The 25,857-nt window shown below is 71.5% G+C and carries 20 protein-coding genes and 1 pseudogene; 6 read left to right on the forward strand and 15 right to left on the reverse strand.

Translation table 11 applies throughout. The features are described 5' to 3' along the window. Window positions 1–27: 27 nt before the first annotated feature. The gene (locus OG729_RS33885; protein ID WP_405809727.1) at window positions 28–1,227 is read left to right on the forward strand and encodes a trans-sulfuration enzyme family protein; all 1,200 of its coding nucleotides are present in this window, start codon (window positions 28–30) and stop codon (window positions 1,225–1,227) included. Here the strand turns inward: OG729_RS33885 and OG729_RS33890 are convergent. The 5 genes from OG729_RS33890 to OG729_RS33910 all read right to left on the reverse strand — a co-directional run bounded on the left by OG729_RS33890 (window position 1,163) and on the right by OG729_RS33910 (window position 10,043). Then, complete coding sequence (locus tag OG729_RS33890; protein ID WP_360870638.1) at window positions 1,163–2,554, reverse strand: GNAT family N-acetyltransferase; 1,392 nt, start codon at window positions 2,552–2,554, stop codon at window positions 1,163–1,165. The genes OG729_RS33885 and OG729_RS33890 overlap by 65 nt on opposite strands. Window positions 2,555–2,630: 76 nt before the next feature. Then, window positions 2,631–5,369 carry a DUF6493 family protein gene (locus OG729_RS33895; RefSeq protein WP_405809728.1) on the reverse strand — a complete coding sequence of 913 codons (2,739 nt, stop codon included), beginning with the start codon at window positions 5,367–5,369 and terminating at the stop codon, window positions 2,631–2,633. Then, window positions 5,366–6,787 carry an SWIM zinc finger family protein gene (locus tag OG729_RS33900; protein ID WP_405809730.1) on the reverse strand — a complete coding sequence of 474 codons (1,422 nt, stop codon included), beginning with the start codon at window positions 6,785–6,787 and terminating at the stop codon, window positions 5,366–5,368. Before OG729_RS33900 ends, OG729_RS33895 begins: the two co-directional genes overlap by 4 nt. Before the next feature lie 72 nt (window positions 6,788–6,859). Then, the gene (locus OG729_RS33905) at window positions 6,860–8,437 is read right to left on the reverse strand and encodes an alkaline phosphatase D family protein (protein WP_405809731.1); all 1,578 of its coding nucleotides are present in this window, start codon (window positions 8,435–8,437) and stop codon (window positions 6,860–6,862) included. A gap of 169 nt (window positions 8,438–8,606) precedes the next feature. Then, window positions 8,607–10,043 (reverse strand): PLP-dependent aminotransferase family protein, encoded by a 1,437-nt coding sequence (locus OG729_RS33910; RefSeq protein WP_405809733.1) that lies wholly within the window; start codon window positions 10,041–10,043, stop codon window positions 8,607–8,609. Between the two features lie 47 nt (window positions 10,044–10,090). Here OG729_RS33910 and OG729_RS33915 point away from each other — a divergent pair. After that, window positions 10,091–10,942 (forward strand): annotated as a pseudogene (locus tag OG729_RS33915) (DMT family transporter); the annotation flags it as partial. A 36-nt stretch (window positions 10,943–10,978) separates the two neighbouring features. Here OG729_RS33915 and OG729_RS33920 read toward each other — a convergent pair. Further along, complete coding sequence (locus tag OG729_RS33920; protein ID WP_360870650.1) at window positions 10,979–11,809, reverse strand: alpha/beta fold hydrolase; 831 nt, start codon at window positions 11,807–11,809, stop codon at window positions 10,979–10,981. A 646-nt stretch (window positions 11,810–12,455) separates the two neighbouring features. Between OG729_RS33920 and OG729_RS33925 the strand changes: the two genes are divergently transcribed. After that, window positions 12,456–13,226, forward strand: coding sequence for a GntR family transcriptional regulator (locus OG729_RS33925; protein WP_360870653.1), 771 nt, complete (start codon window positions 12,456–12,458; stop codon window positions 13,224–13,226). Window positions 13,227–13,303: 77 nt separating this feature from the next. Here the strand turns inward: OG729_RS33925 and OG729_RS33930 are convergent, their stop codons facing one another. Further along, entirely contained in the window at window positions 13,304–14,461 is a 1,158-nt protein-coding gene (locus OG729_RS33930) for an ROK family transcriptional regulator (protein ID WP_405809735.1), read from the reverse strand. A gap of 149 nt (window positions 14,462–14,610) precedes the next feature. On the opposite strand from OG729_RS33930, the gene OG729_RS33935 reads away from it, so the two are divergent. Then, window positions 14,611–15,048, forward strand: coding sequence for a hypothetical protein (locus OG729_RS33935; protein ID WP_405809737.1), 438 nt, complete (start codon window positions 14,611–14,613; stop codon window positions 15,046–15,048). 44 nt (window positions 15,049–15,092) lie between these two features. On the opposite strand, the gene mug is transcribed toward OG729_RS33935, so the two are convergent. The 3 genes from mug to OG729_RS33950 form a co-directional block, all read right to left on the reverse strand. Next, complete coding sequence (gene mug, locus OG729_RS33940; protein ID WP_405811378.1) at window positions 15,093–15,638, reverse strand: G/U mismatch-specific DNA glycosylase; 546 nt, start codon at window positions 15,636–15,638, stop codon at window positions 15,093–15,095. Next, entirely contained in the window at window positions 15,635–17,077 is a 1,443-nt protein-coding gene (purB, locus tag OG729_RS33945) for an adenylosuccinate lyase (protein WP_405809738.1), read from the reverse strand. Before purB ends, mug begins: the two co-directional genes overlap by 4 nt. 107 nt (window positions 17,078–17,184) lie before the next feature. Further along, window positions 17,185–17,964 carry an SGNH/GDSL hydrolase family protein gene (locus tag OG729_RS33950; RefSeq protein WP_405809740.1) on the reverse strand — a complete coding sequence of 260 codons (780 nt, stop codon included), beginning with the start codon at window positions 17,962–17,964 and terminating at the stop codon, window positions 17,185–17,187. A gap of 59 nt (window positions 17,965–18,023) precedes the next feature. Between OG729_RS33950 and OG729_RS33955 the strand changes: the two genes are divergently transcribed. Beyond that, a complete protein-coding gene (locus OG729_RS33955) occupies window positions 18,024–19,028 on the forward strand; it encodes a maleylpyruvate isomerase family mycothiol-dependent enzyme (protein WP_405809741.1) in 1,005 nt (334 codons plus the stop codon). A 62-nt stretch (window positions 19,029–19,090) separates the two neighbouring features. Further along, window positions 19,091–19,363: a holin gene (locus OG729_RS33960; RefSeq protein WP_360870669.1), complete on the forward strand. Its 273-nt coding sequence runs from the start codon at window positions 19,091–19,093 to the stop codon at window positions 19,361–19,363. Between the two features lie 38 nt (window positions 19,364–19,401). Here OG729_RS33960 and OG729_RS33965 read toward each other — a convergent pair whose 3' ends face one another. From OG729_RS33965 to OG729_RS33985, 5 genes are all read right to left on the reverse strand, one after another. Further along, window positions 19,402–20,415: a hemolysin family protein gene (locus tag OG729_RS33965; RefSeq protein ID WP_360870672.1), complete on the reverse strand. Its 1,014-nt coding sequence runs from the start codon at window positions 20,413–20,415 to the stop codon at window positions 19,402–19,404. Beyond that, window positions 20,412–21,758, reverse strand: a complete 1,347-nt coding sequence (locus tag OG729_RS33970; protein ID WP_405809743.1) for a hemolysin family protein — start codon at window positions 21,756–21,758, stop codon at window positions 20,412–20,414. The genes OG729_RS33965 and OG729_RS33970 overlap by 4 nt, the downstream gene beginning before the upstream one ends. Before the next feature lie 239 nt (window positions 21,759–21,997). Next, complete coding sequence (locus OG729_RS33975; RefSeq protein ID WP_405809745.1) at window positions 21,998–22,420, reverse strand: GNAT family N-acetyltransferase; 423 nt, start codon at window positions 22,418–22,420, stop codon at window positions 21,998–22,000. A 27-nt stretch (window positions 22,421–22,447) separates the two neighbouring features. After that, window positions 22,448–25,012 (reverse strand): ABC transporter permease, encoded by a 2,565-nt coding sequence (locus OG729_RS33980; RefSeq protein WP_405809747.1) that lies wholly within the window; start codon window positions 25,010–25,012, stop codon window positions 22,448–22,450. A gap of 7 nt (window positions 25,013–25,019) precedes the next feature. Then, window positions 25,020–25,802: an ABC transporter ATP-binding protein gene (locus OG729_RS33985; RefSeq protein WP_405809749.1), complete on the reverse strand. Its 783-nt coding sequence runs from the start codon at window positions 25,800–25,802 to the stop codon at window positions 25,020–25,022. Window positions 25,803–25,857 lie beyond the last annotated feature (55 nt).

Here is a 25,857-nt window from a genome sequence, read left to right on the forward strand (position 1 = left end):
CTTCCGGTCAGTGTTCACAGTGCCGCCATGGAAAACACCGCCTTCACCGCCCACACCCCGCGGGCGCTGGCCACCGAAGCAGTCCACGCCGGACGCGAGGACCTCGCGCAGCTCGGACTGCACGCCCCGCCGCTGGACCTCTCCACGACCTACCCGTCGTACGACGCCGCAGGCGAGGCGGAGCGGATCGATGAGTTCGCGGCCACCGGCGCGCGCCTGGAGGGGCCGCCCGTCTACGCCCGGCTGGACAACCCGACCACGGCCCGCTTCGAGACCGCGCTCGCCCGGCTCGAAGGCGCCGAGAGCGCGGTGGCCTTCGCCAGCGGGATGGCGGCGCTCACCGCCGTACTGCTGGTGCGGGCGAGTATGGGGCTGCGCCATGTGGTGGCCGTGCGGCCGCTGTATGGATGCAGTGACCATCTGCTCACCGCGGGGCTGCTGGGGAACGAGGTGACCTGGACGGACCCGGCGGGCATCGCGGCGGCGATCCGGCCCGACACCGGCCTGGTGATGGTGGAGACACCGGCGAATCCGACCCTGGCGGAGGTTGATCTACGGGCGCTGCGGCACGCGTGCGGATCCGTCCCGCTGCTCGTCGACAACACCTTCGCCACGCCCGTGCTCCAGCGGCCGGTGGAACACGGCGCCCGGATCGTGCTGCACAGCGCCACGAAGTATCTGGGCGGGCACGGCGATGTCATGGGCGGCGTGGTGGCCTGCGACGAGGAGTTCGCCCGCCTGCTGCGGCAGGTCCGCTTCGCCACCGGCGGTATTTTGCACCCCATGGCCGGATATCTGCTGCTTCGCGGACTGTCCACCCTGCCGGTGCGGATAAGGGCCGCGTCCACCACCGCCGCCGATCTGGCCTGCCGGCTGGCCGCCGACCCGCGTGTCGCCCGCGTCCACTATCCGCAGGTGGGCGGCGCGATGGTGTCCTTCGAGGTGTACGGCGACGCGCGCCGGGTGATCGCGGGCGTACGGCTGATCACTCCCGCGGTCAGCCTCGGCAGCGTCGATACGCTGATCCAGCACCCCGCCTCCATCAGCCACCGCATTGTGGCTGAGGGAGACCGGCGCTCGGCGGGCGTCAGTGACCGGCTGCTGAGGCTGTCGGTCGGTCTTGAGGACGTCGAGGATCTGTGGCGCGATCTGACCGAGGCACTCAGCGCTCAGCCTGTTCGAAGCGGGAGCGGGGACGAGCGGCGGTCGCGCCCAGTCGGGCTGTGACCACCAGCGTGCCCTCCTCGATCTGGTAGTCGAGCGGCAGGCCGAGGCCGCGCATGGCCGCGACCATGGCGGTGTTCGAGGACTGGGTGACGGCGTACACGCTCTCGCAGCCGGCCTCGACGGCGAGGGCGACCAGCCGGCCGAGCAGTTCCGCGCCGATGCCGCGGCGCTGCCAGTCGTCCTCGACGAGCAGCGCGACCTCGGTCTCGTCGCCGTCCCACAGCAGGTGGCCGAGGGCGACGAGCCGGCCGGAGGCCGTCTGCACGGCGAGAGTGCGGCCGTAGCGCGGGCTGAGCAGGTGGTTGAGGTAGCGGCCGGCGTCGCCGACCGGACCGTGGTAGCGCATGCTCAGGGTGCGGTCGGAGCAGCGCTCGTGCATCGCCCTGGCCGCCTCGAGGTCACTCTGGTCGACACGGCGCACGGTGATCTCGTTGCCCTCGGGGAGGGTGAGGACGTCCTGGCTGCGCGGGATGCGGGGGCCGAGCCGGGCGTCCAGCTCGACGAGGGCCCTGGCCCGGGCGAACTCCGTGGGCGTGAAGGGGAGATAGGGCCGCTCGACGGTGATGGCACCACCGTTCGGGTCGCGCAGCCGCATCACGGTGTCCTCGAGCACGCCCTCCACCGGCGGCGTCTCGCCCGAGGGCCGGCCGCTGAGGGTGACGGCGGGCACCGAGTGGATCGTGCAGCGGCCGAGCAACTGGCGCAGCGCGAGGGGAAGTTCGGCCGCGTCGAGCGCGGTACGGGTGGCGAGGCCGAGCACCCGGGTCGGGGTGTCGACGAGATCGTGGGTGTCGGCGCGCTCGATCCAGGTGTTGCTGCCGCCCGCTGTCGAGACCTCCCGGGTGAGCTCATGGGCCTGCAGCGTCGCCGGGGCGCGCAGCAGGAACTCGTCCACCGTGCCCTCGGCGAGCGGGTGCGTCTGGAGGGTGAGGATGTCGACCCGGTGCCGGGCGAGTGCGGTGCACAGTGCGGCCAGGCTGCCGGGCCTGTCCCGTACGGTCGTACGCATCCGCCACAGCATGGTCTCGTACAGGTCCTCCTCGGGTTCGGTCGCGGCAGCGCTGTGAGCTGTGGCGCCGGCGGTATCCGTGGCGTGCTTCGGAGGGGCATGACTGTGGCGTCGTGCCCACCATGTGTGGAACGCTGCCGTGGCGACGAGGGCCACGGCCGAGACGACGAGCAGGAACGGGCCGTCCGGCGCGTGCCCGATCATGTTCGCGACAGCGTCGGCGACCGCCACAGCGGTGAACAAGGCCGCCAACTCGACCAGATCCCGCCGCCAGTGGTGTGGACGGCGGGCACTCTTCGCAGAAGTCACATCTGTCATGCCATCACTGTGGCCGAACGGTGTTGCGTGATCACGAACGCTTTGTGACTGATGGGTAAAGCGTGGTTCTGGACCCCTATCGTCTATTTTTAGCCGTTTCTGGCGTGGAGTGTTCGGCTCGGTGATCCAATGCGGTCAGCAGCCGGGACGCCTGCGCGATGAGCTGGGAAGATCCCCGTCGTCCCGCCAGGTCGACAAGACCGGGTACCCCGCCCGGGCTGCCCGGAACCGCGGCGGCCGACCCGCAGCGCTCGACGCATTCGGCCGCCACGGCAAGTATCTCCCCGAGCCCGCGGGGAGGTTGGCCCGCGCCCAGCAGGCCGGGCAGCGCCCCGGCCAGTACGGACCAGGTCGTGGCGTACGCACCGGTCGCGGCGGCCGTACGGACCGACGCGGCCAGCCGGTTGGGCTTCACCGTGCCCTGCCCGACGAGCTCGGCCAGATCACGGCCGAGGCGTGAGCCGTCCAGCCGGCCCCGCGCGGCCAGCACCAGCAGGGCGTCCACCGCCGCAAGGCGGTCCTCGTGGCTACGAGCACCGAGACCGGTGGCAAGAGCCCGATGCAGCGCGGGCCCCGCGGGCTCTGCCGGTTGCCCGGGGTCGCCGGCACCGGCGGGACTGTCCGCCTCGGCCAGCGGCGGCAGACCCCAGGTCGCACCCGGCAGATCCTCCAGCGCGCACGCAGTCAGCCCCGGCAGCATCCAGGTGGCGTGCGCCTCTCGTTCGTGCGGCAGCGCGGCGACCCAGTGCGTCCGTCCAGCCGCCCAGTGGTAGCAGCTGCGGTAGGAGTTGCTCTGCGCGCGGCCCAGCCAGTGGAACGAGCGGGGGAACTCCCGCTGGATCGCGAGCCGGCCCTTGGTCTCGTCGAGCCTGCGCCGCGTGTATCTCCCGGGCTGCCAACGACCGGGCGTGGCCGGCGCCGGGACTTCGGCCTCGTCCCCGCTCTGGAGCGCGGGGACGACCGGCCCTTCCCCGGTCAGCCACGCCGCTAGCCGGTCGCCCTCCGTGGTGCCCAGTTGCGCGGCGGCCCGCGCCGCGCTGCCGCCGGTGTCCCGCGGCACGCGCAACAGCGCCTGGGCGAAGTCCACCGGACCAGGTGGCACGTCGAGCCGCCGGTACTCCCGCAGCCGGGCGACCAGTTCGTCGGCGTCCAGCGCGCCGGTGTGCCAGGTGGGCGTCGCGAGCAGGAACGGCAGCGGCCGGGTGCGCACACGGAAGGCGGCTTCCCACATCCGCGCGTTGAAGATGCCGTCGAGACCCGCGTGGGCGCAGCTGTCCGATGCGGTCGCGGGCACGCGAGCGTTGTGCAGAGTCCTGACGGACACCCGCTCCAGCAGGGCGGCGGTCACCACCTCCAAGCCGAACGGATGGCCGGAGAAGCGCTGGTCCCGGTCCCAGCGGTAGCTGTCGTCGAGCCACCAGCGATCGGCCAGCGCGGCGCGCAGCGCATCGGCCAGCGCCGCAGGCTCCCGGTGGACGAGGCGGACGAGCCCGTCCAGGGTCCGCTCGAACTCACTCACATCGTCGTCGGCCCGCAGCTGGACCACCACGTCCTCGACGAGCTCGGCCACCGAGTCGGCGGCGGGTGCGAGCCTCCGGGGTTCCGGGGCGGGCGGCAGGGTCTCCTCGTATTCACCCGGCACCCCGTCGTCCGGCAGGGCGCCGAAGATCTCCACGGCCGCCTTCCGGTGCGCCGGGCTCAACAGGTTCGCGGCCGCGGCCAGTTCCTTGCGCAGGCAGTCGTCGGCGGCGGGCAGATGCCGGCCCACCAGCTTCAGCGCCCGCTCCTGAACGCCCACGTCCTGGTGACCGAAGGCATCGGCGACCACCGGCAGCAGCTCGCCGACGGCGTCGGCGTCCCGTCGCAACACCTTGCCCAACAAAACCAGTTGGGCTCGTACCAGCTTCTTCTCGGTACGGAAGAGAACGGCACCCGACGCCTCGGCCAGGGCGGAGGCGGCGAGCTCGCCGCTCTCGGCGAGCCGGGCCAGTACGCCCTGGGCGTGCGCGGCGACCGTGGACATCCCGTCGGCCGCCATGCCGATCCAGTCGGCTGCCCTGGCTCCCTCCTCCGCCGGGGTCAGCTCCAGGCGGCGCAGCAGGACCAGGAAGAACCGCATCTCACCGGGCCGTCCGCCGCGCAGCAGCCGGGCGACGCAGGCGTCCACCAGCACTGTCCGGTCGAGCACCCCCTCCGTGGCCAGAGCGGTGAGCGCCGTCGGCCAGTGGTTCGGTGCTTCGGGGTCGTTGTACCAGGCGAGCGTACGGGCCAGTTGAGGCGTTTCGAACAGCCGCGGTACCAGGGTCCGTACATGAGGGTCCTCGCCCAGCCTGCCGAGTCCCTTGCCCCGGGCCGAGGTGACCGCCTCGGCCCAGCCGTACACCACGCCGTCCGTGGTGGGAATCCCGCACTTGGCGAGCCGCACCAGCTCATCGATCAGCGGGTAGTCCTCCTCCGCGGTCGAGGAGCGCCCGGCGAGGCGGTGGGCGAGGTCGCCGAGCCACTGGGGGTCGCGGTCCGAGAGCAGGTCGATCAGCATTGAGTGCAGTGGCCGGCCCCCGTCGCGCAGATCCCGGGCACCGATCCAGGCGGCCGCGGCCGCGGCGCCCGTGTGGCAGCCTGCGCCCGCGGGCAGCAGCGCCCTGCTGACCTTGAAACGCTCCTGCCAGCGGTCCCAGTCCCAGCCGCGCAGCTCGGCCCGCAGCGCCTTCAACTCGACGAGGCACGCCTTGCGTTCAGCCGGTGTCAGCGGCTTCAACAGCCCCGGAACCTCGCTGGAACGCCCTTCCCGGACGGCGGCGAGCAGCTCCTTCATCGCGCACCTCCGGCGGTGAGGGCGCTCGTCCCGGTCGCTCCGGTATCGGCCACCGCCCCGGTCGCCGCAGCCCCGCGCCGCGCCATGCGGACCGCCAGCGCGTGTTTGCAGGGGCCACGCCGTCCTTGGTAGTCCGACCACCACTGGCAGGTGCAGCTGAGCACCCCGCCCGCCTCCCGCACCTGGTACCTGCGCTCACCGGAGAAGACGGACGTCAGGTCCCCGGCGAGCTCCACCGACCCGGCCGCAACCAGCGCGCGGGCCGCGACGAGCCGCGGATTGTGCCGCTCGGCCCGGTCCGCGTCGTACGGCAGCTCCCGGTGGAAGTAGGCCGCGTCCGCGATGTCGTAGCCCACCCGGCCCGCCGTGCCGAGCCGGGTCAGCGCCGCTCGTACCCGCTCGACCGTCAGGCCGGACTGCGCGGCCAGCTCGGCCGGGTCGATCCGTGGCTCCCACGCCAGCAGTACGGAGATCAACTCCGCGTCTTGGGCGGCCTCTTCGGTGGCCAGCGCCTCCAGTACCCCGCCCTCGCCGGAAAACCCGCGCGACGCCTCGGGCGAGAGGGTGAGCGTGAGCCGCATCCCCGGCAGCACCACCTCCCAGGCGCTTGCGGTCGCCGCTCCGTCGGCCACGGGCCCGTACACCCGAAGCGCCGTCGCCTGCCGCAGCACCCGCTGCAGCGTGGCCAGCCGCTCGGGCCCCGGCAGGCACACCGCCCCCGCCACCGGCCGGGTGGTCGGCCGCAGCGTCTTGCCGGCCGGCACCACCCACATCGCACCGCGGGACGCACCGCCGGAGCCACGGGGCAACGACCGCAGAAACCGCACCGCCTCGGCGGCGGGCAGCTCGGCCCGCAGATCGAAGGCGACGCTCGCCACCTGAGCCTCGGCGAACCCTCGCAGCCAGCGGTCCGGCAGGGGAACCTTCTTCTCCACCACGGCGCCGTCCAGTGTGGTCACCGCCAGCTCCTGCGGACCGACCCGCAGATGGAGCGGCTCGTCGCCGGTCATCCGCGAAAGAGCTTCGCGCAGGGGGTTGTTGACATCCACATTGGTCGTGCCGTGCCCGGTCTGCGCGCCGTCCAGACCTTCGCGCAGCACATCGAGGCGGGCATACACCCCGCAGCAGCCGGAGAACGACTCGAAGCGCAGCCGGTCGCCGTTTCCCGTCACCACCGGGTCGAGCAGCGGTCTCCGAGTCCGGTCGACGTAGCGGGCGGCCGCGACGTCCGCGACAGCCAGCAGCCCCCGCGCCGCTGTCTGCGGCGACGCCAGGAAGCCGGAGAAGAAGTGGGGATGCGCCTGGGCACCCGTCGGTGTGAGCCCGCCGGAGGTCTCCAGACCGAGGAGCCGTCCGCCCTCTGCGGATTCGAGGGCGGACGGTCGGGCGTAGGCGAGTGCCTGCACTGATCGCGTCATGGCAACGACGCTAGAGCCCACCACTGACAATCGCCGCGGGGGCAAGGAGAGTTCAGGCCCCGGGCGACGGGGTCACTGGCCGACGCGGCCCGGCTGGAGCGCCTTGCTGAACAGGACCGTTCCGCCCTCGGCCCGAAGCCGCACCGTCAACTCTCCGCTGGCGCCGTCGATGTCGACCTCGCCGAAGTACTGCGGGGACTCCATCGGCGAGACATTGGCCCGCTCCGGTGCCCGGACGAAGACGCGTTCGGGGCCGAAGGTGGAGTCGAGCGCATTGGCCGGGAAGCCGCCGGCGGCCAGCGGGCCCGAGACGAACTCCCAGAACGGTGCGAAGTCCTTGAACGCCGCCCGCTCCGGGGCGTAGTGCTGTGCCGAGGTGTAGTGCACATCAGCCGTGAGCCACAGCGTGCCCGTGATCCGGCTGTGCTTGATGTACCGCAGCAGCTCGGCGATCTGCAGCTCGCGTCCGAGCGGCGCGCCGGGATCGCCCTGTGCCACCGCCTCGAAGTTCGCCGCACCGTCCGCGACGACCAGCCCCAGCGGCATGTCGGAGGCGATCACCTTCCACACCGCGCGCGACCGGGACAGCTCTCGCTTCAGCCAGGCGAGCTGCTCGGCGCCGAGGATGCCCTGCGTGTCGTCCGCCTGCCGGCCGGGGGAGTTGGCGTTCCGGTAGGAACGCATGTCGAGTACGAAGACGTCGAGCAGCGGCCCGTAGCGCACCACTCGGTGGACGCGGCCCTCGCGCCCGGGCGCATGGAGGGTCGAGATCGGGAAGTACTCGCCGAAGGCCCGCACCGAGCGCTGTGCGAGCACATCCACGTTCTTCTCGGTGTAGCGAGGGTCGTCGAGGATCTGACCCGGGTACCAGTTGTTGCGCACCTCGTGGTCGTCCCACTGCACCACCGTCGGCACCTGTGCGTTGAAACGCCGGACGTTCTCGTCGAGCAGGTTGTAGCGGAAGTTGCCGCGGAAGTCGGCCAGCGTCTGGGCGACGTGGGACTTCTCCTCCGTGGTGATGTTCCGCCAGATCCGGCCGTCCGGCAGTGTCACGCTGGGCTGGATCACACCGTCCGCGTAGACCGTGTCGCCGCTGCACAGGAAGAAGTCCGGGTCGAGACGCCGCATTTCCTCATACGCGCGGTAGCCGCCGATGTCCGGGTTGATGCCCCACCCCTGGCCCGCGATATCGCCCGACCAGAGAAAGCGCACGCCCTCGCGGCGCTTCGAAGGAGCCGTACGGAACGTCCCGTACACCGGCTCTCCGGTACGCCGCGGGTCGTCGGGGTCGGCCAGCGTGACCCGGTAGTGCACCTGCTCGCCCGCGGGCAGCCCGCGCAGCGACGTCGTACCGGTGAAGTCCGTGCCGGATCCCAGCAGCGGGCCGTGCCAGCGGTGCGCCCGGCGGAAGGAATCGGTCGCGGAGGTCTCCACGATCATCCGCGCCGGCCGGTCGGAGCGCACCCACACCAGGCCGGACGAGGCGGTGACATCGCCGGTCTGCACACCCCAGGCGGCGCCCGGGCGGCCGGACAGCGCCAGGGCGGGCGCCGTCGCCAGGGTGGGAAGGGCCAGCGCCGCCGAGGCGGCGACCGTGCCACGCAGTACGGAACGGCGGTCGGGGGACGATATCCGCGGGCTCTGCGACATCGCTGCGCCTCCAGGGGCAGGTCGGGCGGGTGTGCCGAGCCATGCCTAGCGCCCCGCCGCGGCCGGTGCGCGAACCTCACGTGAACAACCGGTCCACGCCGTGCGACGCAGGATCAACGGCGGCTGGTCCTGTGCGTGCCCGGCTGGTCCAACGACCGAGAGGACTCAGTCAGTTCACCGCTGCCCGAGCCATCAGCCGCACCCCGCGCGTGATGTCTGACGGCGCCAGATGGGCATACCCGAGGACCAGCCGCACGCCGGAGTCCTCGGATTGGGCCACCCGATAGTCGGCCAGCGGGCGCACCGCCACGCCGGCCCCGGCGGCGCGTTCCTGGAAGCGCCGCTCAGGTCCGTACCGCTCGGGCAGCCGCGCAATGATGTGCAGACCGGCCGCGATGCCGCTGACCTCGGCCCCGGGGAAGTGCTCCGAAAGGGCGCCGACAAGCGTGTCCCGCCGCTCCCGGTAGGCGCGCTGGCAGCGGCGCAACTGCCGGTCGTAACCGCCGCGGTCGATGAAGTCGGCGAGAAGCGCCTGGCCGAGGGCGGGATTGCCGAGATCCATGGTGCGCTTGCGCTCCACGACCTCCTCGACGAGGCGTGACGGCACGACCAGCCAGCCGAGCCGCAGCCCCGGAGCGAGCGACTTGCTGACCGATCCCGTGTACGCGACGCGCTCCGGGTCGAGGCCCTGGAGGGCGCCGACCGGGGCCCGGTCGTAGCGGAAGTCCCCGTCGTAGTCGTCCTCGACGATCAGTCCGTCCACGGCCCTGGCCCAGCCGAGGAGTTCGGCGCGACGCTGCGCCGAGTAGGCGATTCCGGTGGGGAACTGGTGGGCCGGAGTGGTCACCACCGCACGTACGCCCGACGCCGCCAGCGGCCCGGTCGCCAGTCCTTCGCCGTCGAGCCGCAGCTGAGTCATGGTCAGCCCGGCCGCCGCGAACAGTGGTGCATGCTCGGGGCTCCCCGGATCCTCCGTGCCCACCGTCCGCAGGCCATGCCCGTGCAGTACGAAACCGAGCAGCGTCATCGCCTGGGCGACGCCCGAACACACCACCAGATGTTCGGGATCGGCGACCACACCGCGTCGCCTGGTGAGCAACGCGGCCAGCGAGGTACGCAGTTGGGGGAGTCCGCGCGGATCGGGATAGCCGAGCGAGTGGTGCGGCAGCCGGGTGAGCACGGACTTGTGCGCGGCGGCCCACGCGGCGCGGGGGAAGAGCGAGAGATCGGGCGTCCCGGGGCGGAAGTCCACCAGCGCTCCCGGGGCGCGGGGCGCCAGATCCCGCGCCCCGCGCACAGCGGCGCGGGCCGCGTCCCCGACCCAGGTGCCCGCGCCACGGTCGCTGCGCAGATACCCCTCGGCCGTCAGCTGCTCGTACGCCTCGGTGACCAGGCCGCGGGAAACACCCAGATCGGCGGCGAGTTCACGGCTGGACGGCAGCCGGGTGCCCGCGGCCAGCCGTCCCGTTCTCACCGCGTCGCGCAGGGCGGACTGGAGCGCTCGGCCGCGCTGCCGGGCGGGTGCGGCCGCCGCGGGCAGCAGCAGTTCCCAGGCCGCGTTCCAGGACGGCCCGCCGGCCGTCGGATTGGTCCCCGATGACGTCATGAAAGTGGACCTTAAAGGGGACCGCTCCACTCCATAGCGTCGGCTGCATGAACCATGTGAACGCGGGCGCACTGCGCGGGGTCGTCCTCGTGTCCTTCGCCTACTCCCTCGTCGGCGCCTCCTTCACCGCCAACAGCGTCCTGGGCGACTACCCCTACGCGGGCGGCCAGGCCCTGCGCTACGCCCTCGCCGGTCTGCTCCTGCTGCCGCTGCTCGATACCCGGACGGCCGCACTGGCCCGACTGCGCGCACTGGGCGGCCGGCAGTGGGGACGGCTCGCCCTGCTCGCCGCGGTCGGCATGGTCGGCTTCAATCTGGCGATTCTGGCCGCGGAACGCACCTCGGAGCCTGCCGTTCCGGGAGTGTTCGTGGGCTGCGCACCCGTCATCGTCGCCGTGCTCGTACCGCTTCTGGACACTCGTCGGCCCGCTCGGCCGGTGCTGTACGGGGCCTTGCTCGTGGCGGCCGGGGCCTTCGCGGTGCAGGGGTGGGGGCGTACCGACGCGGTGGGCATCGCCTGGTCGGTCGGAGCGCTGGCCGGCGAGGTCGGCTTCGCCGTGCTGGCCACCCCGGTGCTGCGCCCGCTCGGCCCCAGGCTGCTCACCGCCACCGTCTGTGGCGTCGCGGCCGTCGAGTCCACAGTCTTCGGCCTGGTCCTCGACGGCACGGGCTTTGTGCGCACGCCCAGCCAGGCGGAGACGCTCGCACTGCTGTGGCAGGCGGCCGTCGTCACCGTCGTCGGCTTCGTCACCTGGTACATGGGCCTGCAGCGGATCGGCGCCGAGCGCGCCACGCTCTTCACCGGCCTCATCCCCGTCGCCGCCGCGCTGACCGCCCCTCTCGTCGGCACGGGGACGTTCGGTCCGGCCCAGGCGGTGGGCGGCGTCCTGGTCGGGGCGGGCGCGGCGCTCGGCTCGGGCATGTTCAGCAGGCGCTCAGCGGCTGCCGTCCAGGATGACGCGCGCGACGAGCGCGGGGTCGTCGTTCATGGGGACATGGCCGCAGCCGGGAAGTCGCACCAGCCGCGCCCCCGGGATGGCGTGCTTGGCCCTGATGCCCTGACGGCGCAGCAGCAGCCGGTCCTGCATACCCCAGCCGATGGTGACGGGCACATCGGGGATGTCGTCGGCGAAGACGATGTCGCGGCCCGCGGCGAGCGTCTGGTGGAAACCGGTGGCAGCGCGCAGTGCGAGGGTCTCCGCGACGGCCGCTGCGGGTGAACGCCGTCCGGGCCGTGCGTAAATGGTGCTGGTCAGCGCCGCCCGTCCGGCTGCCGACCGGGACAGCCCCTCGATCAGCGGCAGCGGCAGCGCCCGCGCCGCGCGCCGCATGGTGAGCAGCATCCCGAAGGCGTACTGCCGCTCGCCCGGCGACCAGAAGCCGGCGGGCGACAGCGCCGTCACCGACCGTACGAGCTTCTCCCGGCCCAACTCCAGGGCGAGCAGCCCGCCGAGGGAATTCCCCGCGACATGGGGGCGGTCGATCTCCAGCGCCTCGCAGAATGCGCCGAGGGCCGAGCCCACGGTGGTGAGGTCGTACGAGACTCCCTGGGGCAGCGCCGGGGACGTGCCGAAGCCGGGCAGGTCGATGGCGATGACATCGCGCTCCGCGGCCAGGATGCCCATGACCGGCTCCCAGGCCTGCCAGTGGTGCCCAATGCCATGCAGAAGCAGCAGTGGCTCACCCTTGCCCGCACGCTCGTAGCTGACGGACAGCGTGTGGCTGCCCTCGGGGACTTCGATGGAGAACGAGATCTTCGCGGCCATGCTTGCTGCTCCCTGGTATCGCCCACGTGAATACGCTTCAGGTCCTGTCCGGCCGATCTTGCCGGGCTCGCGTGCCCTGGCACGGCACCTCGCTGCGTTGTCGTCAGTCGCCGACGCTCCGCGTCGACTCCCTCCTCCGCCTTGCGATGCACCACGCCAGACCCTCCCCCTACGCCCTGGGGGCGTGGGGAACCCCCACTCGCTGATCCGGCCTGCTCGACCGGACAGGACCTAGACGGCTCGTCAGTAACAATTACCGCTCAGTAGCTTCCAGTTCAAGTGGGGAGCGCCGTTCGAGCGTGTGCCGCGCGCCGCACCCGCCCGGCACTGCCTCCGCGGCTTGCGCAACCCCGCCGAACCCGCCTCGTTGGCCGAGGCGTGGCGGGCCCCTATCCGGCCACTTTCGTCGCACGTCAGACCCTGTGTCCCGCGAGGACGCGGGGTCTTGTGCTACCTGTGTTTCACGGGGGCGCGAACGGCTTGTGAACGCTCTGCGAAACCACTTGGTTTCGCTGTGTGACCGGCAGAGGATTGGTCTTGACCAAGGGGGAGTGCCGCCCTATGGTCGCAGTGGTTAGTGCAGGAACCTTTAATAAACAAGGGCGCGGAATAGCCGCCGCTGACAAGGCGATTGCGGAGGATCAGGGTGGGGACCACGCAGCTGGAATCGGTGCCGGAGCCCAAGTACTGGCACCTCAAGACCGTGATCGGCGAAGCGCTCGACTCTGATTTCGCGGTGGGGGAGATCCTGCCCAACGAGCGCGATCTGGCCGCTCGCTTCGGAGTCGCCCGCGCCACGCTCCGTCAGGCGCTCGAACAGCTCGAACTCGAGGGCCGGTTGCAGCGCCGTCGCGGCGTCGGTACGACCGTCGCCCCGCCGCGCATGGGTGTCGATGTCTCCACCACCCAGCAGGCCTGGCCGGGCACCGGACAGGACGCCTGGCAGTCTGTCGACTGCACGACCATGGTGCCGCCGACGGCGGTCGCGCGGCTGCTCGACACCGACAGCGACGCCGACGAGGAGACGTACTCCGTCCGCAGGCTGCGCGTCAGCCACGGCACTTCGGTCGCGGCCGAGCTGCTGTACATTCCGGCCTCGTCCCTGCCCGAGCTCACGGCCATCGACACGCCGTCCGGGCCCGCCCGCGCCCGCGCCGTACTGCGTGAGCTCCAGCGGCTCGAGTTCGAGGGACAGGACCGCGCGGTGGAGCTGGGCTCGGCACGGGCCGACGACGCCAAGGAACTCGACCGGCTGCCGGGCGCGCCCGTCCTGGTCGTCACCACCCGGTACTTCTCCGGGGGCAGGACGGCGGCCGTCTCGGTCGCCACCTACCGTGCCGACACCTGCCGCCTCACCTTCGGGGACTCGGGCGATCTGGAGATCAGCCACGGCGACCAGGAGCGTCGCGCTTCCTGAGAGTCCGCTCCGGCCAGCAGCGCCACGCTTCCTGAGCCAGTCCGCTCAGTCGTACGGCCCGTCGCACCGAGCACTGCTCAGCGGCGGGCCGTCACCGTCCCCTCGACGGCGAAGAGCTGCTCCTCGACATGGTCCAGTGCCAGGCGCAGCGCACCCGTGGCCACGGCCGCCTCGCCGAGCAGCGACAGCGCAACGCGCGGCGGACGCAGACAGTACCGGGACAGCTCGTCGCGCAGCGGATCGAGTACGCCGTCGAGCCCCGCGGCCCAGCCGCCGATCACCACAAGCTCCGGGTCCAGCGCCAGCACCAGCGCAGCCACATCGTGCACCAGGCGCTGGATGAACCGCTCGACCGCGGCCTGCGCTCGCGGGTCGCCCTGCCTGGCGTGGGCGAAGACAACGGCCACCGCCTGCTCGTCCAGTGGGTGCAGCGGCTCGTCCGTCGTCGACAGCAGCCTCTCCGGGGTCGCCTCACGGCCCAGCAGGTGCAGCGCCCCGATCTCGCCCGCCGCGCCGCCGAAGCCGCGGTGCAACCGGCCGCCGATCAGCGAACCCGCGCCCGGGCTGAGCCCTGCCAGTACGAACACGATGTCGTCGGACTCGGTCGCGGCGCCCTTCCAGTGCTCGGCGACCGCGGCGGCGTTGGCGTCGTTCTCGACCAGCACAGGACAGCGGAACGACCTGCGCAGCCGGTCGCCGAGCGCGAGCCCGGTCCAGCCCGGCAGCGCGGTCCCGAGCCGTACGGTTCCATCGGCCTCGACGATCCCCGGGGAGCCGATTCCGACGGCCCGCAGGTTGCTGCGCGCGACACCCGCCCGGCGCAGTACATCGGCGACGAGCAGCCGGACCCGCTCGAGCCGCTCGTCCGCGGAGGCCGTCTCCGACACATCCTTGGAGCCGGCACCGATGATGCGCCCGTCCAGACCCGACAGCAGTGCGGCGACCCGGTGCGCGCCGATCTCGACACCCAGCAGATGGCCGGCCTCGGCACGGAATCTGAACCGGCGGGCCGGGCGTCCCTGGCGGCGCGTGCCGCCCTCCTCGGGGACGCTCTCGACGACCAGTCCGCCCTCGATGAGCCCTTCGATCACACCCTCGACGGTCGGCCGGGACAGACCGGTGATTCGAGTCAGATCCGTGAGCGTGGGGGAGTCCGCGCCCCGCAGTGCATGGAGTACCACCGCGGAGTTGATCCGCCGCAGCAGCGACGGGTCTCCGCCGGTCAGCTGCCCCACTGTGTGTCCTTCCAGCTCGAGCGCGTATCTGCCGGATCGTACTCGCTGGTTGTACGGCGTGCACGATCTCGGCCAACCGTGGGCAGCCCGCTGTCGCTCGGCCTTCTGACGGGGAGCCAATTGTCAGTGAGGGCCGGTTTACTGGGTGCATGACCACCGCACGGCACCTCGAGACCATCGACTTGCTGCGCTCCCGGGCCTTCCCCACGGAGTTCGGCCCTTCGGACGTCGGCACAGAAGGCCCCGGATTTCACATAGCGGAGCTGAACGGGCATTTCGGCGACGGGGTGGACGGGGACGGGGAGGGCGATGGTGACATCGACCCGACCGCCGAGGGGGAACAGCGCGTGGTCGAGCACGACGACCTGCTGGACGGGCTGACAGACCGCTGGGGCGAGCCGGATCTGTTCAGCCTCGCCAGTACGCAACTGCGCGACGCGGCGGAGGAAGACCTGCCGGAACCATGGCTGCGGCTCAGTCGGCTGGTGGGCTGGCTGCATCTGTGGAGGACAGAGGGCCGCTGGATAGGCATCGGCCTGGCCGAGTCCCAACTGCTCGCCGTGGTCACCGAAACGGACCCGCCCTAGCCGGCACCCGGCCCGCGCGCCCGCATCTGGCAGGGGAACACCCCCTAGTGCGAGCCGTCCTCCGCCGCCGTGCGCAGCCGGGCGAACTCCTCCGCCATCGTCTGTGCGGTCCAGTGCGCATTGAGCCCGCTGGGATTGGGCAGCGCCCAGATCTGCGAATCTCCGATCGTCCGCTCCTGCGGCCCGATCTTCGCCTTCTTCTCACCGAAGGCCGTGCGGTACGCGGTGATGCCCACGACCGCCAGCCACCGCGGGCGCAGCCGCTCCACCTTCGCCGTCAGCAGCCGTGCGCCCTCGCGGAACTCCTCGTCGCTCACCTCATCGGCGCGCGCCGTCGCCCGCGCCACCACATTGGTGATGCCCAGCCGCAGGCCCAGCAGCTCCTGCTGCTCCGCGGGCTTGAACTGACGCGGCGTGAAGCCCGACAGATGCAGCACCGGCCAGAACCGGTTGCCGGGGCGGGCGAAGTGATGGCCCGTCGCCGCCGTCATCAGGCCGGGATTGATACCGCAGAACAGCACGGAAAGACCGCCCGCGACCACATCCGGAACGATGCGGTCGCGGGCGGCCTCAAGCTCTTCGGGAGTCAGAGGATCGACCCCGGGGTGTAGCCCGCGGCCTCCGGGTGCTGCTTGACGATCTCCTCGATGCGCGAGACGACCGACGCGACCTGGTCGCCCGCCGCGCCCGTGAAGGACAGCTTGTCGGCCATCAGTGCGTCCAGCTGCGCCCGGTCCAGCGGAATCCGCTCGTCCGCGGTGAGCTTGTCGAGCAGCTCATTGCGCTCGGCACCCTGCTCACGCATGGCCAGCGCCGATGCCACCGCGTTCTCCTTGATGGCCTCGTGCGCGAGTTCGCGGCCCACCCCGGCCCGTACGGCGCCCATCAGCACCTTGGTCGTGGCGAGGAAGGGGAGGTACCGGTCCAGCTCACGGGCGATGACGGCGGGGAACGCGCCGAACTCGTCGAGCACCGTGAGGAAGGTCTCCAGCAGCCCGTCGAACGCGAAGAACGCGTCCGGCAGCGCAATGCGGCGCACCACCGAGCAGGAGACGTCGCCCTCGTTCCACTGGTCGCCCGCCAGCTCGCCCGTCATCGACGCGTAGCCGCGCAGGATGACCATCAGGCCGTTCACGCGCTCGCAGGAGCGGGTGTTCATCTTGTGCGGCATCGCGGAGGAGCCGACCTGGCCCGGCTTGAAGCCCTCGGTGACCAGCTCGTGCCCGGCCATCAGCCGGATCGTCTTGGCGAGCGACGACGGCGCCGCTGCCAGCTGCACCAGCGCCGAGACCACGTCGTAGTCGAGGGAGCGCGGGTAGACCTGGCCGACCGAGGTGAAGGCGTTCGCAAAGCCCAGGTGCCCGGCGATGCGCTGCTCCAGCTCGGCGAGCTTCGACGTGTCACCGCCCAGCAGGTCGAGCATGTCCTGCGCGGTGCCGACCGGGCCCTTGATGCCGCGCAGCGGGTAGCGGCCCAGCAGGTCCTCGAGGCGTCCGTACGCCACCAGCAGTTCGTCGGCCGCGGTCGCGAAACGCTTGCCCAGCGTGGTGGCCTGCGCGGCGACATTGTGCGAGCGGCCGGCCATGACCAGCTCGGCGTACTCGCCCGAGAGCTTGCCCAGCCGGGCGAGCACCGCGACCGTGCGGTCCCGCATCAGCTCCAGCGAGCGCCGGATCTGCAACTGCTCGACGTTCTCGGTCAGATCGCGGGAGGTCATGCCCTTGTGGACCTGCTCATGGCCCGCGAGGGCGTTGAACTCCTCGATCCGCGCCTTCACATCGTGGCGGGTGACCTTCTCGCGCTCGGCGATCGAGGCGAGGTCGACCTGGTCGAGCACCCGCTCGTAGTCGGCGATCGCGGCCTCGGGCACCTCGATGCCGAGGTCCTTCTGAGCGCGCAGCACCGCGAGCCAGAGCTGACGCTCCAGCTTCACCTTCTGCTCGGGGGACCAGAGGACGGCGAGCTCCGCGGAGGCGTAGCGGCCGGCCAGGACATTGGGGATGCGAGGCTTCGCAGGAACGGCAGTCACGTGTCGAGATTCTACTGGCGGTTTCTGCAGGCCAGCGCCGCGGCCCGGCTTGTACGTTGCTACGAGAGCGGCGATGCACGGGGCCGGGCCCGCGCCCGGTGCCGCGCCTAGAGGGACGGCGGCTCGTAGGGGAGCAGTTCGGGCCGCTTGGCCGGCCGGCCGTCGCCCGACGAGCGGCCCGTCAGCCGGCGCCCTATCCACGGCCCCAGATGCGTGCGCGCGAACCGCAGATCGCCGACCCGCCGCGCCGCCCAGCCCGGGCGGACCGCGGGCGGCAGCAGCGCCTGCCAGTCGTCCTCAGCGGCCAGGCCGAGCGTCTGCCAGACGGCCTCGGCGACCCGTCGGTGCCCGTCGGCCGTCAGATGCAGCCGGTCCACGTCCCACATCCGCTGATCGGCGAGCACCTCGGAGCCGTAGAGGTCGACCACCAGGGCGTCGTGCCGGGCGGCCAGTTCGTCGACGAATCCGAACAGCTCCTCCATACGCGGGCGGAACCGCTCCATCACCGGGCCGTTGCGGCCCGGGCTGCGCATCAGGACGAGCTGGTGGCAGGACGGTCGCAGCTTCTCCACGGCCTCCTCCAGGAGCCCGCGCACCCGTCCCATGTCGCACTTGGGCCGGAGGGTGTCATTGAGCCCGCCCACCAGCGTGACCACATCGGCTTGCATGGCGGCCGCCGCGGCCACCTGCTCGTCGACGATCTGGCCGATGAGCTTGCCGCGTACGGCGAGATTCGCGTACCGGAAGTCCGGCGCACCGGCGGCCAGCCGGCCCGCGAGCAGGTCGGCCCAGCCGCGGTACGAACCGTCCGGCAACAGATCGGACATGCCTTCGGTAAAGGAATCGCCGACCGCGACAAAACTGGTGTAACTGGCATTCATCTCCATGGCGGAGAGATCGTACCGCGCGGTAAGGTCCCTCGGTTCCGTACCGGGAGGGGAGCTCTGTGAGTGACGCACTGCTGAACGCCCTGGCCGAGGCACTGGCCGATCTGGTGACCACGATCGACACCTGCGACGACGATGTTCTCGACCCCGACACCGCGGTGAAATGGCTGGAGACGACCGGTTATCTCCTCGACCGGCTCCCGCCCGCCGACCGCCGGACCCTCGCCCTGCTGGTGCGCCGGGCCGCCGCGCGCCAGCCCGAGGGCGCCTGGCGGGACGATCTGCTGCGCATCCCCGAGGGCTTCGGCCTCGACGACGATCAGCACGAGCTGTACTGCGACGTCATCGAGCAGCTGGAGAAGCGATTTGTCGAGACGGTACGGGACGTGGATCCGGCCACGCCCGTGCCGAGCTGCCCCGGCTGGACCTTCGCCGACCTCGTCAGGCACCACGGGACCACGCACCGCTGGATGGAACATCTCGTACGGACCCGGGCCGCCGAGCGCGTCTGGTCGCGGGACGTCCCGCTCGAACTCCCCGAGGACCCGGCGGCGTATCCGCAGTGGCTGGCCCGCGGCGCAGAGGTCACGCTGCGGACCCTGCGCAGTGTCGACCCCGAAACCCCGATGTGGTCCCACGGCGCCGACCAGCGCGTGCGCTTCTACCCGCGGCGGCTGCTCTTCGAAGCCGTCGTCCATCTCGCCGACGCCGAACTGGCCCTCGGTCTCGATCCGCGTATCGCGGCGGGCACGGCCGCCGACGGCATCGAGGAGTTCCTGGAGAACCTGCCGTACTACACCTGGATCGCCGAGCCGGTCGCCGCTCTCGCGCAGGGCTCGGTCCGGCTGACGGCCACGGACACCGGCGCCGCCTGGACGATCGGCTTCGGCGAGGACGGCTTCTCCTGGACCAAGAGCGAGCGGGAGGCGTCCGCGGCCGTGGAGGCGACGGCGGGCGATCTGCTGCTGCTCGTGTACGGACGCCTCCGGGCGGACGAGGCGCGCTTCGGCATCAGTGGCGACCGCGCCGTTCTCGACGCCTGGCTGGCGGCGACCGCGTTCTAGGCCGGGAGCCAGTTCCGCCGCCGGGTCTGTCGCTACGGCGCGTTCCGCAGTATGTCCAGTACATGTTCACCGCAGACTTCTGGAAAGCCACCGCGGAGCGCGCCGTGCGCACCTTCGCCCAGTCCCTGGTCGCCGTGCTGACAGCTGGTGCGACAAACCTCTTCGACGTCGACTGGCAGGCCGCACTCGCCACCGCGGGCCTGGCCGCCGTTCTCGCCGTACTCACCGCGATCGGCACGGCAACAGCCGGACGGCCCGGCCCGGGTCTCACCGAGACCACGGAACGGGCCGCCACCGCAACCACGGTGAGTCAGCCGGGCCAGTCAACGAGCTAGCCGGGCCCGCCGACCGGTCGGCCGAACCTCCCGACCGGTCAGCCGGGCATGCCCACCAGTTCGCGCAGCACGTCCTCCATCGTCACAAGGCCCACCGGCGTGCCGTCCTCGTCCAGCACCGCCGCGAGGTGCGTACGGCTGCGCCGCATCGCCGTGAGCACATCGTCGAGCGGTGTCTCCGCCCGCACCCGTGCGATCGGGCGCAACGCCGTGACCGGGAACGGCAGGTCCCGCCCGGTGGCGTCCAGCGCGTCCTTCACATGCAGATACCCGAGGATCCGGCGGCCCGAGTCCACCACCGGGAAGCGGGAGAACCCGGACTCGGCAGCCAGCAGCTCCAGCTGCGCGGGCGTCGTTTCGGTGCGCGCGTACACGACGCGCTCGACCGGCATCACCACATCCCGCACCGGCCGGCGGCCCAGCTCCAGGGCGTCGCGCAGCCGCTCGGCGGACCGGCCGTCGAGCAGCCCCGCGTTGTCCGCGTCGCGCACCATCCGGGCCAGCTCGTCGTCCGAGAAGGTCGCCGCCACCTCGCCCTTCGCCTCCACCCGCAGCAGCTTCAGCAGGCCGTTGGCGAGGGCGTTGACGGTGAAGATCACCGGCCGCAGCCCCCGCGCAAGCGCGACCAGCGGCGGGCCCAGCAGCAGCGCGGTGCGCGTGGGTTCGGCCAGCGAGATGTTCTTCGGGACCATCTCGCCGAGCAGCATGTGCAGATACGTCGCCACGGCCAGCGCGATCACGAACGAGATCGGGTGGATCAGGCCGTGCGGCACGCCCACCGCGTTGAAGACCGGCTCCAGCAGATGCGCGATGGCGGGCTCGGCGACGATGCCCAGCACCAGGGTGCACAGCGTGATGCCGAGCTGCGCGGCCGCCAGCAGCGCGGAGACATGCTCCAGGCCCCACAGGACGCTGCGCGCCTGCCGGTTCCCGGCCTCCGCCTCCGGCTCGATCTGGCTGCGGCGTACGGAGATCAGGGCGAACTCCGCGCCGACGAAGAAGGCGTTGACCACCAGCGTAAGGAGGCCGACGAGCAGCTGGATCGCGGTCATCGTCCGGCCTCCTCGGTGTCGTCCGTGTCGTCGTCCGACGGCAGGGGCGCATGCAGCAGCACCCGCGCCGCACGCCGCCCGGATGCGTCCACGACATCGAGCCGCCAGCCCGCGAGCTCGATCCGGTCGCCCTCGGCGGGGATGCGCCCGAGCTCGGTGGCGATGAGGCCGGCGAGCGTCTCGTACGGTCCTTCCGGCACCCGGAGTCCGATCCGCTCCAGCTGGTCGGTCCGGGCCGCGCCGTCCGCCGACCAGAGAGTGCGTCCGTCCGCGTCCTCGCCGGCCGGAGCCAGGTCCGGCGTCTCGTGCGGATCGTGCTCGTCGCGCACTTCGCCGACGACCTCCTCCACGATGTCCTCCAGCGTCACGACACCGGCCGTGCCGCCGTATTCGTCGACGACGATTGCCATCGTGTTCTTCCCGGACAGCCGGTCGAGGAGGCGGTCCACGGTCAGCGTCGCCGGCACGAGCAGTGGCTCGCGCAGCAGCTCGGAGACCGGGTGACGCCTGCGGCGTTCGGCCGGGATCGCCAGGACGTCCTTGATGTGCGCTATGCCGACGACGGTGTCCAGGCTGCCCCGGTAGACGGGAAAGCGGGACAGGCCGGTCGCGCGCGTGGCATTGGCAACGTCCTCGGCGGTGGCCTGCACTTCGAGGGCCGTGACCTGGACCCTGGGGGTCATCACGTTCTCGGCGGTCAGCTCGGCCAGTTTGAGGGTGCGTACGAACAGCTCGGCGGTGTCCGCCTCCAGTGCGCCCTCCTTGGCGGAGTGGCGGGCCAGGGCGACCAGTTCCTGCGGGCTGCGGGCGGAGGCGAGCTCCTCGGTCGGCTCCATGCCGAGCCGCCGCAGAACGCGGTTGGCCGTGTTGTTGAGGTGGCTGATGAGGGGCTTGAAGGCGGCGGTGAAGACCCGCTGCGGCGGGGCCACCACCTTCGCCACGGCGAGCGGGGACGAGATGGCCCAGTTCTTCGGGACCAGCTCGCCGACGACCATCAGCACGATCGTGGACAGCGCGGTGCCGATGACCAGGGCGGCTGACGACGCCACCGACGCGGAGACGCCGAGCGCCTGCAAGGGGCCGCGGATCAGCTTGGCGATGGACGCCTCGGAGAGCATGCCGACGACCAGGTTGGTGACGGTGATGCCGAGCTGGGCGCCGGAGAGCTGGAAGGTGAGACTGCGTACGGCCTTGAGGGCACTGGCCGCCCCGCGCTCGCCGCGCTCGGCGGCCCGCTCGAGTTGGCCGCGCTCGACGGTCGTGAGGGAGAACTCCGCCGCGACGAAGGCGCCGCAGGCGAGCGCGAGCAGCACTGCCACACAGAGGAGGAGCACTTCGGTCATCGGTTCACCTCCGTCCCATGATCGGGCAGGGGCAGGAGGAATGCTCGATGTCTGCTACTGGGAGGCTCGCCCATGGGCGGACGCTCACGCCTTTCGTCGGGACTGTGTCTTGCTGGGGGAACCCCCGGACGCCTGGCGGAAGAGCAGGAGGCCGGGCCGAACTGTCCACCATGGTAAAGGACGGGCAAAGGCCTGGTGTACTCCCCGGGCCCTGTCCGGTCGATCAGGCCGGACAAGCCCTAGGCGAACGGCTTCACCCAGCGCCGCCAGTGGTCCTCGCGGTGGTACCCGGCCGCGCCCCACGCCCGCTGGGCCCGCTCATTGGCCTCCAGCACCATCGCGTCACCGCGCCTGCCGCCCACCGCCAGGAAGCGCTGTTCGGCGGCCTGGAGGAGTGCCGTCGACACGCCCTGCCGGCGATGCGACGGCAGGACGGCGAGCCGGTAGAGCGAGCAGCGCCATCCGTCGTATCCGGCGATCACCGAGCCCACCACCCGGCCCTGGGACTCGGCCAGGATCAGCGCCTCGGAATCGCGCTCGATCAGGCCCCTGACCCCGGCCACATCGTCCGTGATGCTCATGCCCTCCGCCGCCTCCTTCCAGAAGCTGAGAACGGTCTCGGCCTCCTCGGCCCCGGCGGTGCGTATCTGCAGGTCGATCATGGCCCCGAAGCCTATTCGGGCGCGCAGCTACTCGTGCGCGATGGCCGTCAGCACGTTCATCCGCGAGGCGCGCAGCGCCGGGAGCACCGCGGCCGCAAGACCCACGACGACCGATCCCACCACGACCGCGATCACCGTCCCCCACGGAATGGCGAACGCCGTCAGCCCCTCCAGAGCAAGCACCTGCTGCACCGCAACGCCCCACACCATGCCCAGGGCCAGACCCAGCAGCGCACCGAAGACCGCGATCACGACGGATTCCAGCCGGATCATGCGCCGCAGCTGGACCCGGGAGAGACCGATCGCCCGCAGCAGACCGATCTCCCGGGTCCGCTCCACCACCGACAGGGCAAGGGTGTTGACCACGCCCAGCACGGCGATCACGATCGCCAGGCCCAGTAGCGCGTACACCAGATAGAGCATCACGGCGATCTGCTGGCGGATCAGCTCCTTGTAGTCGGCCTGGTCCCGCACCTGCACCTGCGGATAGGGGTCGAGTGCCCGCTCCAGGCCCTTGCGCAGCTCCTTGGCGTCGCTGCCGCCCGCGGCGTTGACGTACAGCGCCGCGTCCTGCCCGCCAGGCAGATACTTCTCCACCGTGCCGAGCCCCATGAACAGGCCGCCCTCCATCCCCGGCCCGCCGCTCTGGTCCATGTCTGTGAGCGCTCCGACCGTCAGCCGGGTCTTGGTTCCGCCCGCGAACTCGGCAGGCAGGACCGACCCGATGCGCACCTTGTGCTCCTGGGCGTATCCGCGGTCCATTGCGATGCTGCCGGGCGCCAGCGCGGCGGCGGTGTTCCCGCTCGCGTAGGTGATGTGCGCGGCCTCGTCCAGTTGCGGGTCGTAGCCGGAGGCGGTCGACTCCACCCGCTTCCCGTCGGGCAGATTCAGCGCGAGCGGCGCGAAGCGCTGCCGTACGACCGTGCCCGCGCTGTCGACGTCCTTCACCTTCTGGGTGATCTCATGCGGGAACGGCTGGAAGTTGCTGTTCTGTACGACGAAGTCGGCGCCCAGCGTCTTGTCGATCTGGTTGTCGAAGGACTTGGTCATCGAGGCGCTGGCGATGGAGAGCCCGCCCACCAGCGCCAGGCCCACCATCAGCGCCGCCGCGGTGGCGCCCGTGCGCCGCGGATTGCGCAGCGCGTTGCGCTGGCTCATCCGGCCGACCGAGCCGAACAGCTTGGGGAACGCGCCGCCCAGCACCCGGATCACCGGCCGCACCAGCAGCGGCCCCGCCACCACCGTCGCGATCAGCGTCAGCACCACGCCCAGGCCCAGCAGCGAGGAAGCGGTCGCGGTCTTCTCGCTCACCGCGCAGCCGACGAGGGAGGCCGCGCCCGCCGCCCCGACCACCGACCCGGCGATCGCCCGGACCGTCAACGGCCGTCCCACGCCCGCGACTTCGGCATCGGCGAGCGCGGCCATGGGGGAGACCTTGGCCGCCCGCCGGGCCGGCAGATACGCGGCCACGAAGGTGACACCGAGCCCCACCGCATACGCGGACACCGGCGTCGCGACCTTCACCACCATCTCGGCGGCGCTGAGATTCATGCCGAGCAGACCCATCAGCTCGATCAGCCCGGCCGCCAGCCCGATACCCGCGGCCAGACCGAGCGTCGAGCCGACAAAACCCAGCAGCAGCGCCTCGGTGAGCACCGAGCGGCGCACCTGGCGGCGGTCCGCGCCGAGCGCCCGCAGCAGTCCCAGCTCGCGGGTGCGCTGGGCGATCAGCATCGAGAAGGTGTTGACGATCAGGAAGATGCCGACCAGGACCGCGACGCCCGCGAAGCCGAGCATCACCCACTTGATGACATCGAGGAACCCGCCCAGCTGGGCGGCCGCCGACTTGGCCTGCTCGTCCGCGGTCTTGAGTTCGTACGCATCACCCAGCTCGGCCGCGATCCGCTGCTTGAGCGTCGCGTCGTCGACCCCGTCCGCCGCGTCCACCGAGATCGCGGTCGCAACCCCCGCCCGGCCCAGCAGCTTGGTCTGAGCGGTCTCAGTGTCCAGGAAGACCAGCGCGGCACCGGGGTTGGTGGTGGTGAACGTGGCGATGCCGACGATCTCGACCTTGAAGGAGCCGGGCTGCGCGAGAACGGTCAGCGTGTCTCCGATGCGCAGCTTCTTCTTGTCGGCCGTGTCCTTGTCGAGCAGCGCCTCGCCGGGCCCGTGCGGCGCGTGCCCGCTGGTCAGCTTCACCGGACTGCGTTCGGTGACATACCAGTTGGTGGCGATGGTGGGCGCACCGGTCGTCGGCCCGACCGCCTTGTTGGTCGCGTCGACGACGGTGATGTTCTCCGCGGCCGCGTCGACATGGGTGGCCTTGACGCCGTCGACCGAGTCGATCCGCTCCGCGAGTGAGGCCGGGACGGTCCGTACGACTCCCGTCGGCAGGCGCTCGTCGAGACCCTTCTTGGGCTCGACGGTCACATCCGCCGATGTGGAGGCGAAGAGCCGGTCGAAGGTACTGGAGACGGTGTCGGAGAAGATCAGACTGCCGCTGACGAAGGCGACCGACAGCAGTACCGCCAGTGCCGACAGCAGGAGCCGGCCCTTGTGTGCGAAGAAGCTCCGCAGTGTTGCTCTGAGCACCGTGTCCTCAGCTCTTTCGCAGGGCGTCGAAACGCTTCATGCGTTCCAGCACCGCCTCTGCCGTCGGTTCCGGCATGACATCGACGATGCGTCCGTCCGCAAGGAAGAGCACCAGGTCGGAGTGGGCGGCCGCGCCCGGGTCGTGCGTCACCATGACCACCGTCTGCGCCAGCCGGTCGACGGCCTCGCGCAGGAAGGCGAGCACCTCGGCGCCCGCGCGGGAATCGAGATTCCCGGTCGGCTCGTCCGCGAAGATCAGCTCGGGGCGGGAGGCCAGCGCGCGGGCGCAGGCGACGCGTTGCTGCTGCCCGCCGGAGAGCTGGGCGGGCCGGTGGCGCAGCCGGTCGCGCAGCCCGAGCGTGTCGATGACCTGCTCCACCCACTCGCGGTCCGGCTTGCGCCCGGCGATGTCCATGGGGAGCGTGATGTTCTCGGCGGCGGTCAGGGTGGGCAGCAGATTGAACGCCTGGAACATAAAGCCGATCCGGTCCCGGCGCAGCCGGGTGAGCTCGCGCTCCTTCAGAGAGGTGATCTCCGTGTCGCCGAGCCAGACCTGACCGGCGGAGACGGTGTCGAGACCGGCGAGGCAGTGCATCAGCGTGGACTTGCCGGAGCCGGAGGGGCCCATGACCGCGGTGAACCGGCCGCGCGCGATGTCGACGTCGACGGCGTCCAGGGCACGCACGATCGTCTCCCCGCTGCCGTACGCCTTGGTCAGGCCCCGGGCCCGGGCGGCGAGCGGCGCGTCGGCCGACTGGTCGTGGGTGGGTGCTGTGGCAGGTGTGGACAAGGCCGTCTCCCGGGTCGTGGCCGCTCCCTCTCCCGTACAGGATGCGAGGGTAGAT

It is taken from the genome of Streptomyces sp. NBC_00210, from assembly GCF_045160975.1.
In the GTDB taxonomy this organism is placed as follows: domain Bacteria; phylum Actinomycetota; class Actinomycetes; order Streptomycetales; family Streptomycetaceae; genus Streptomyces.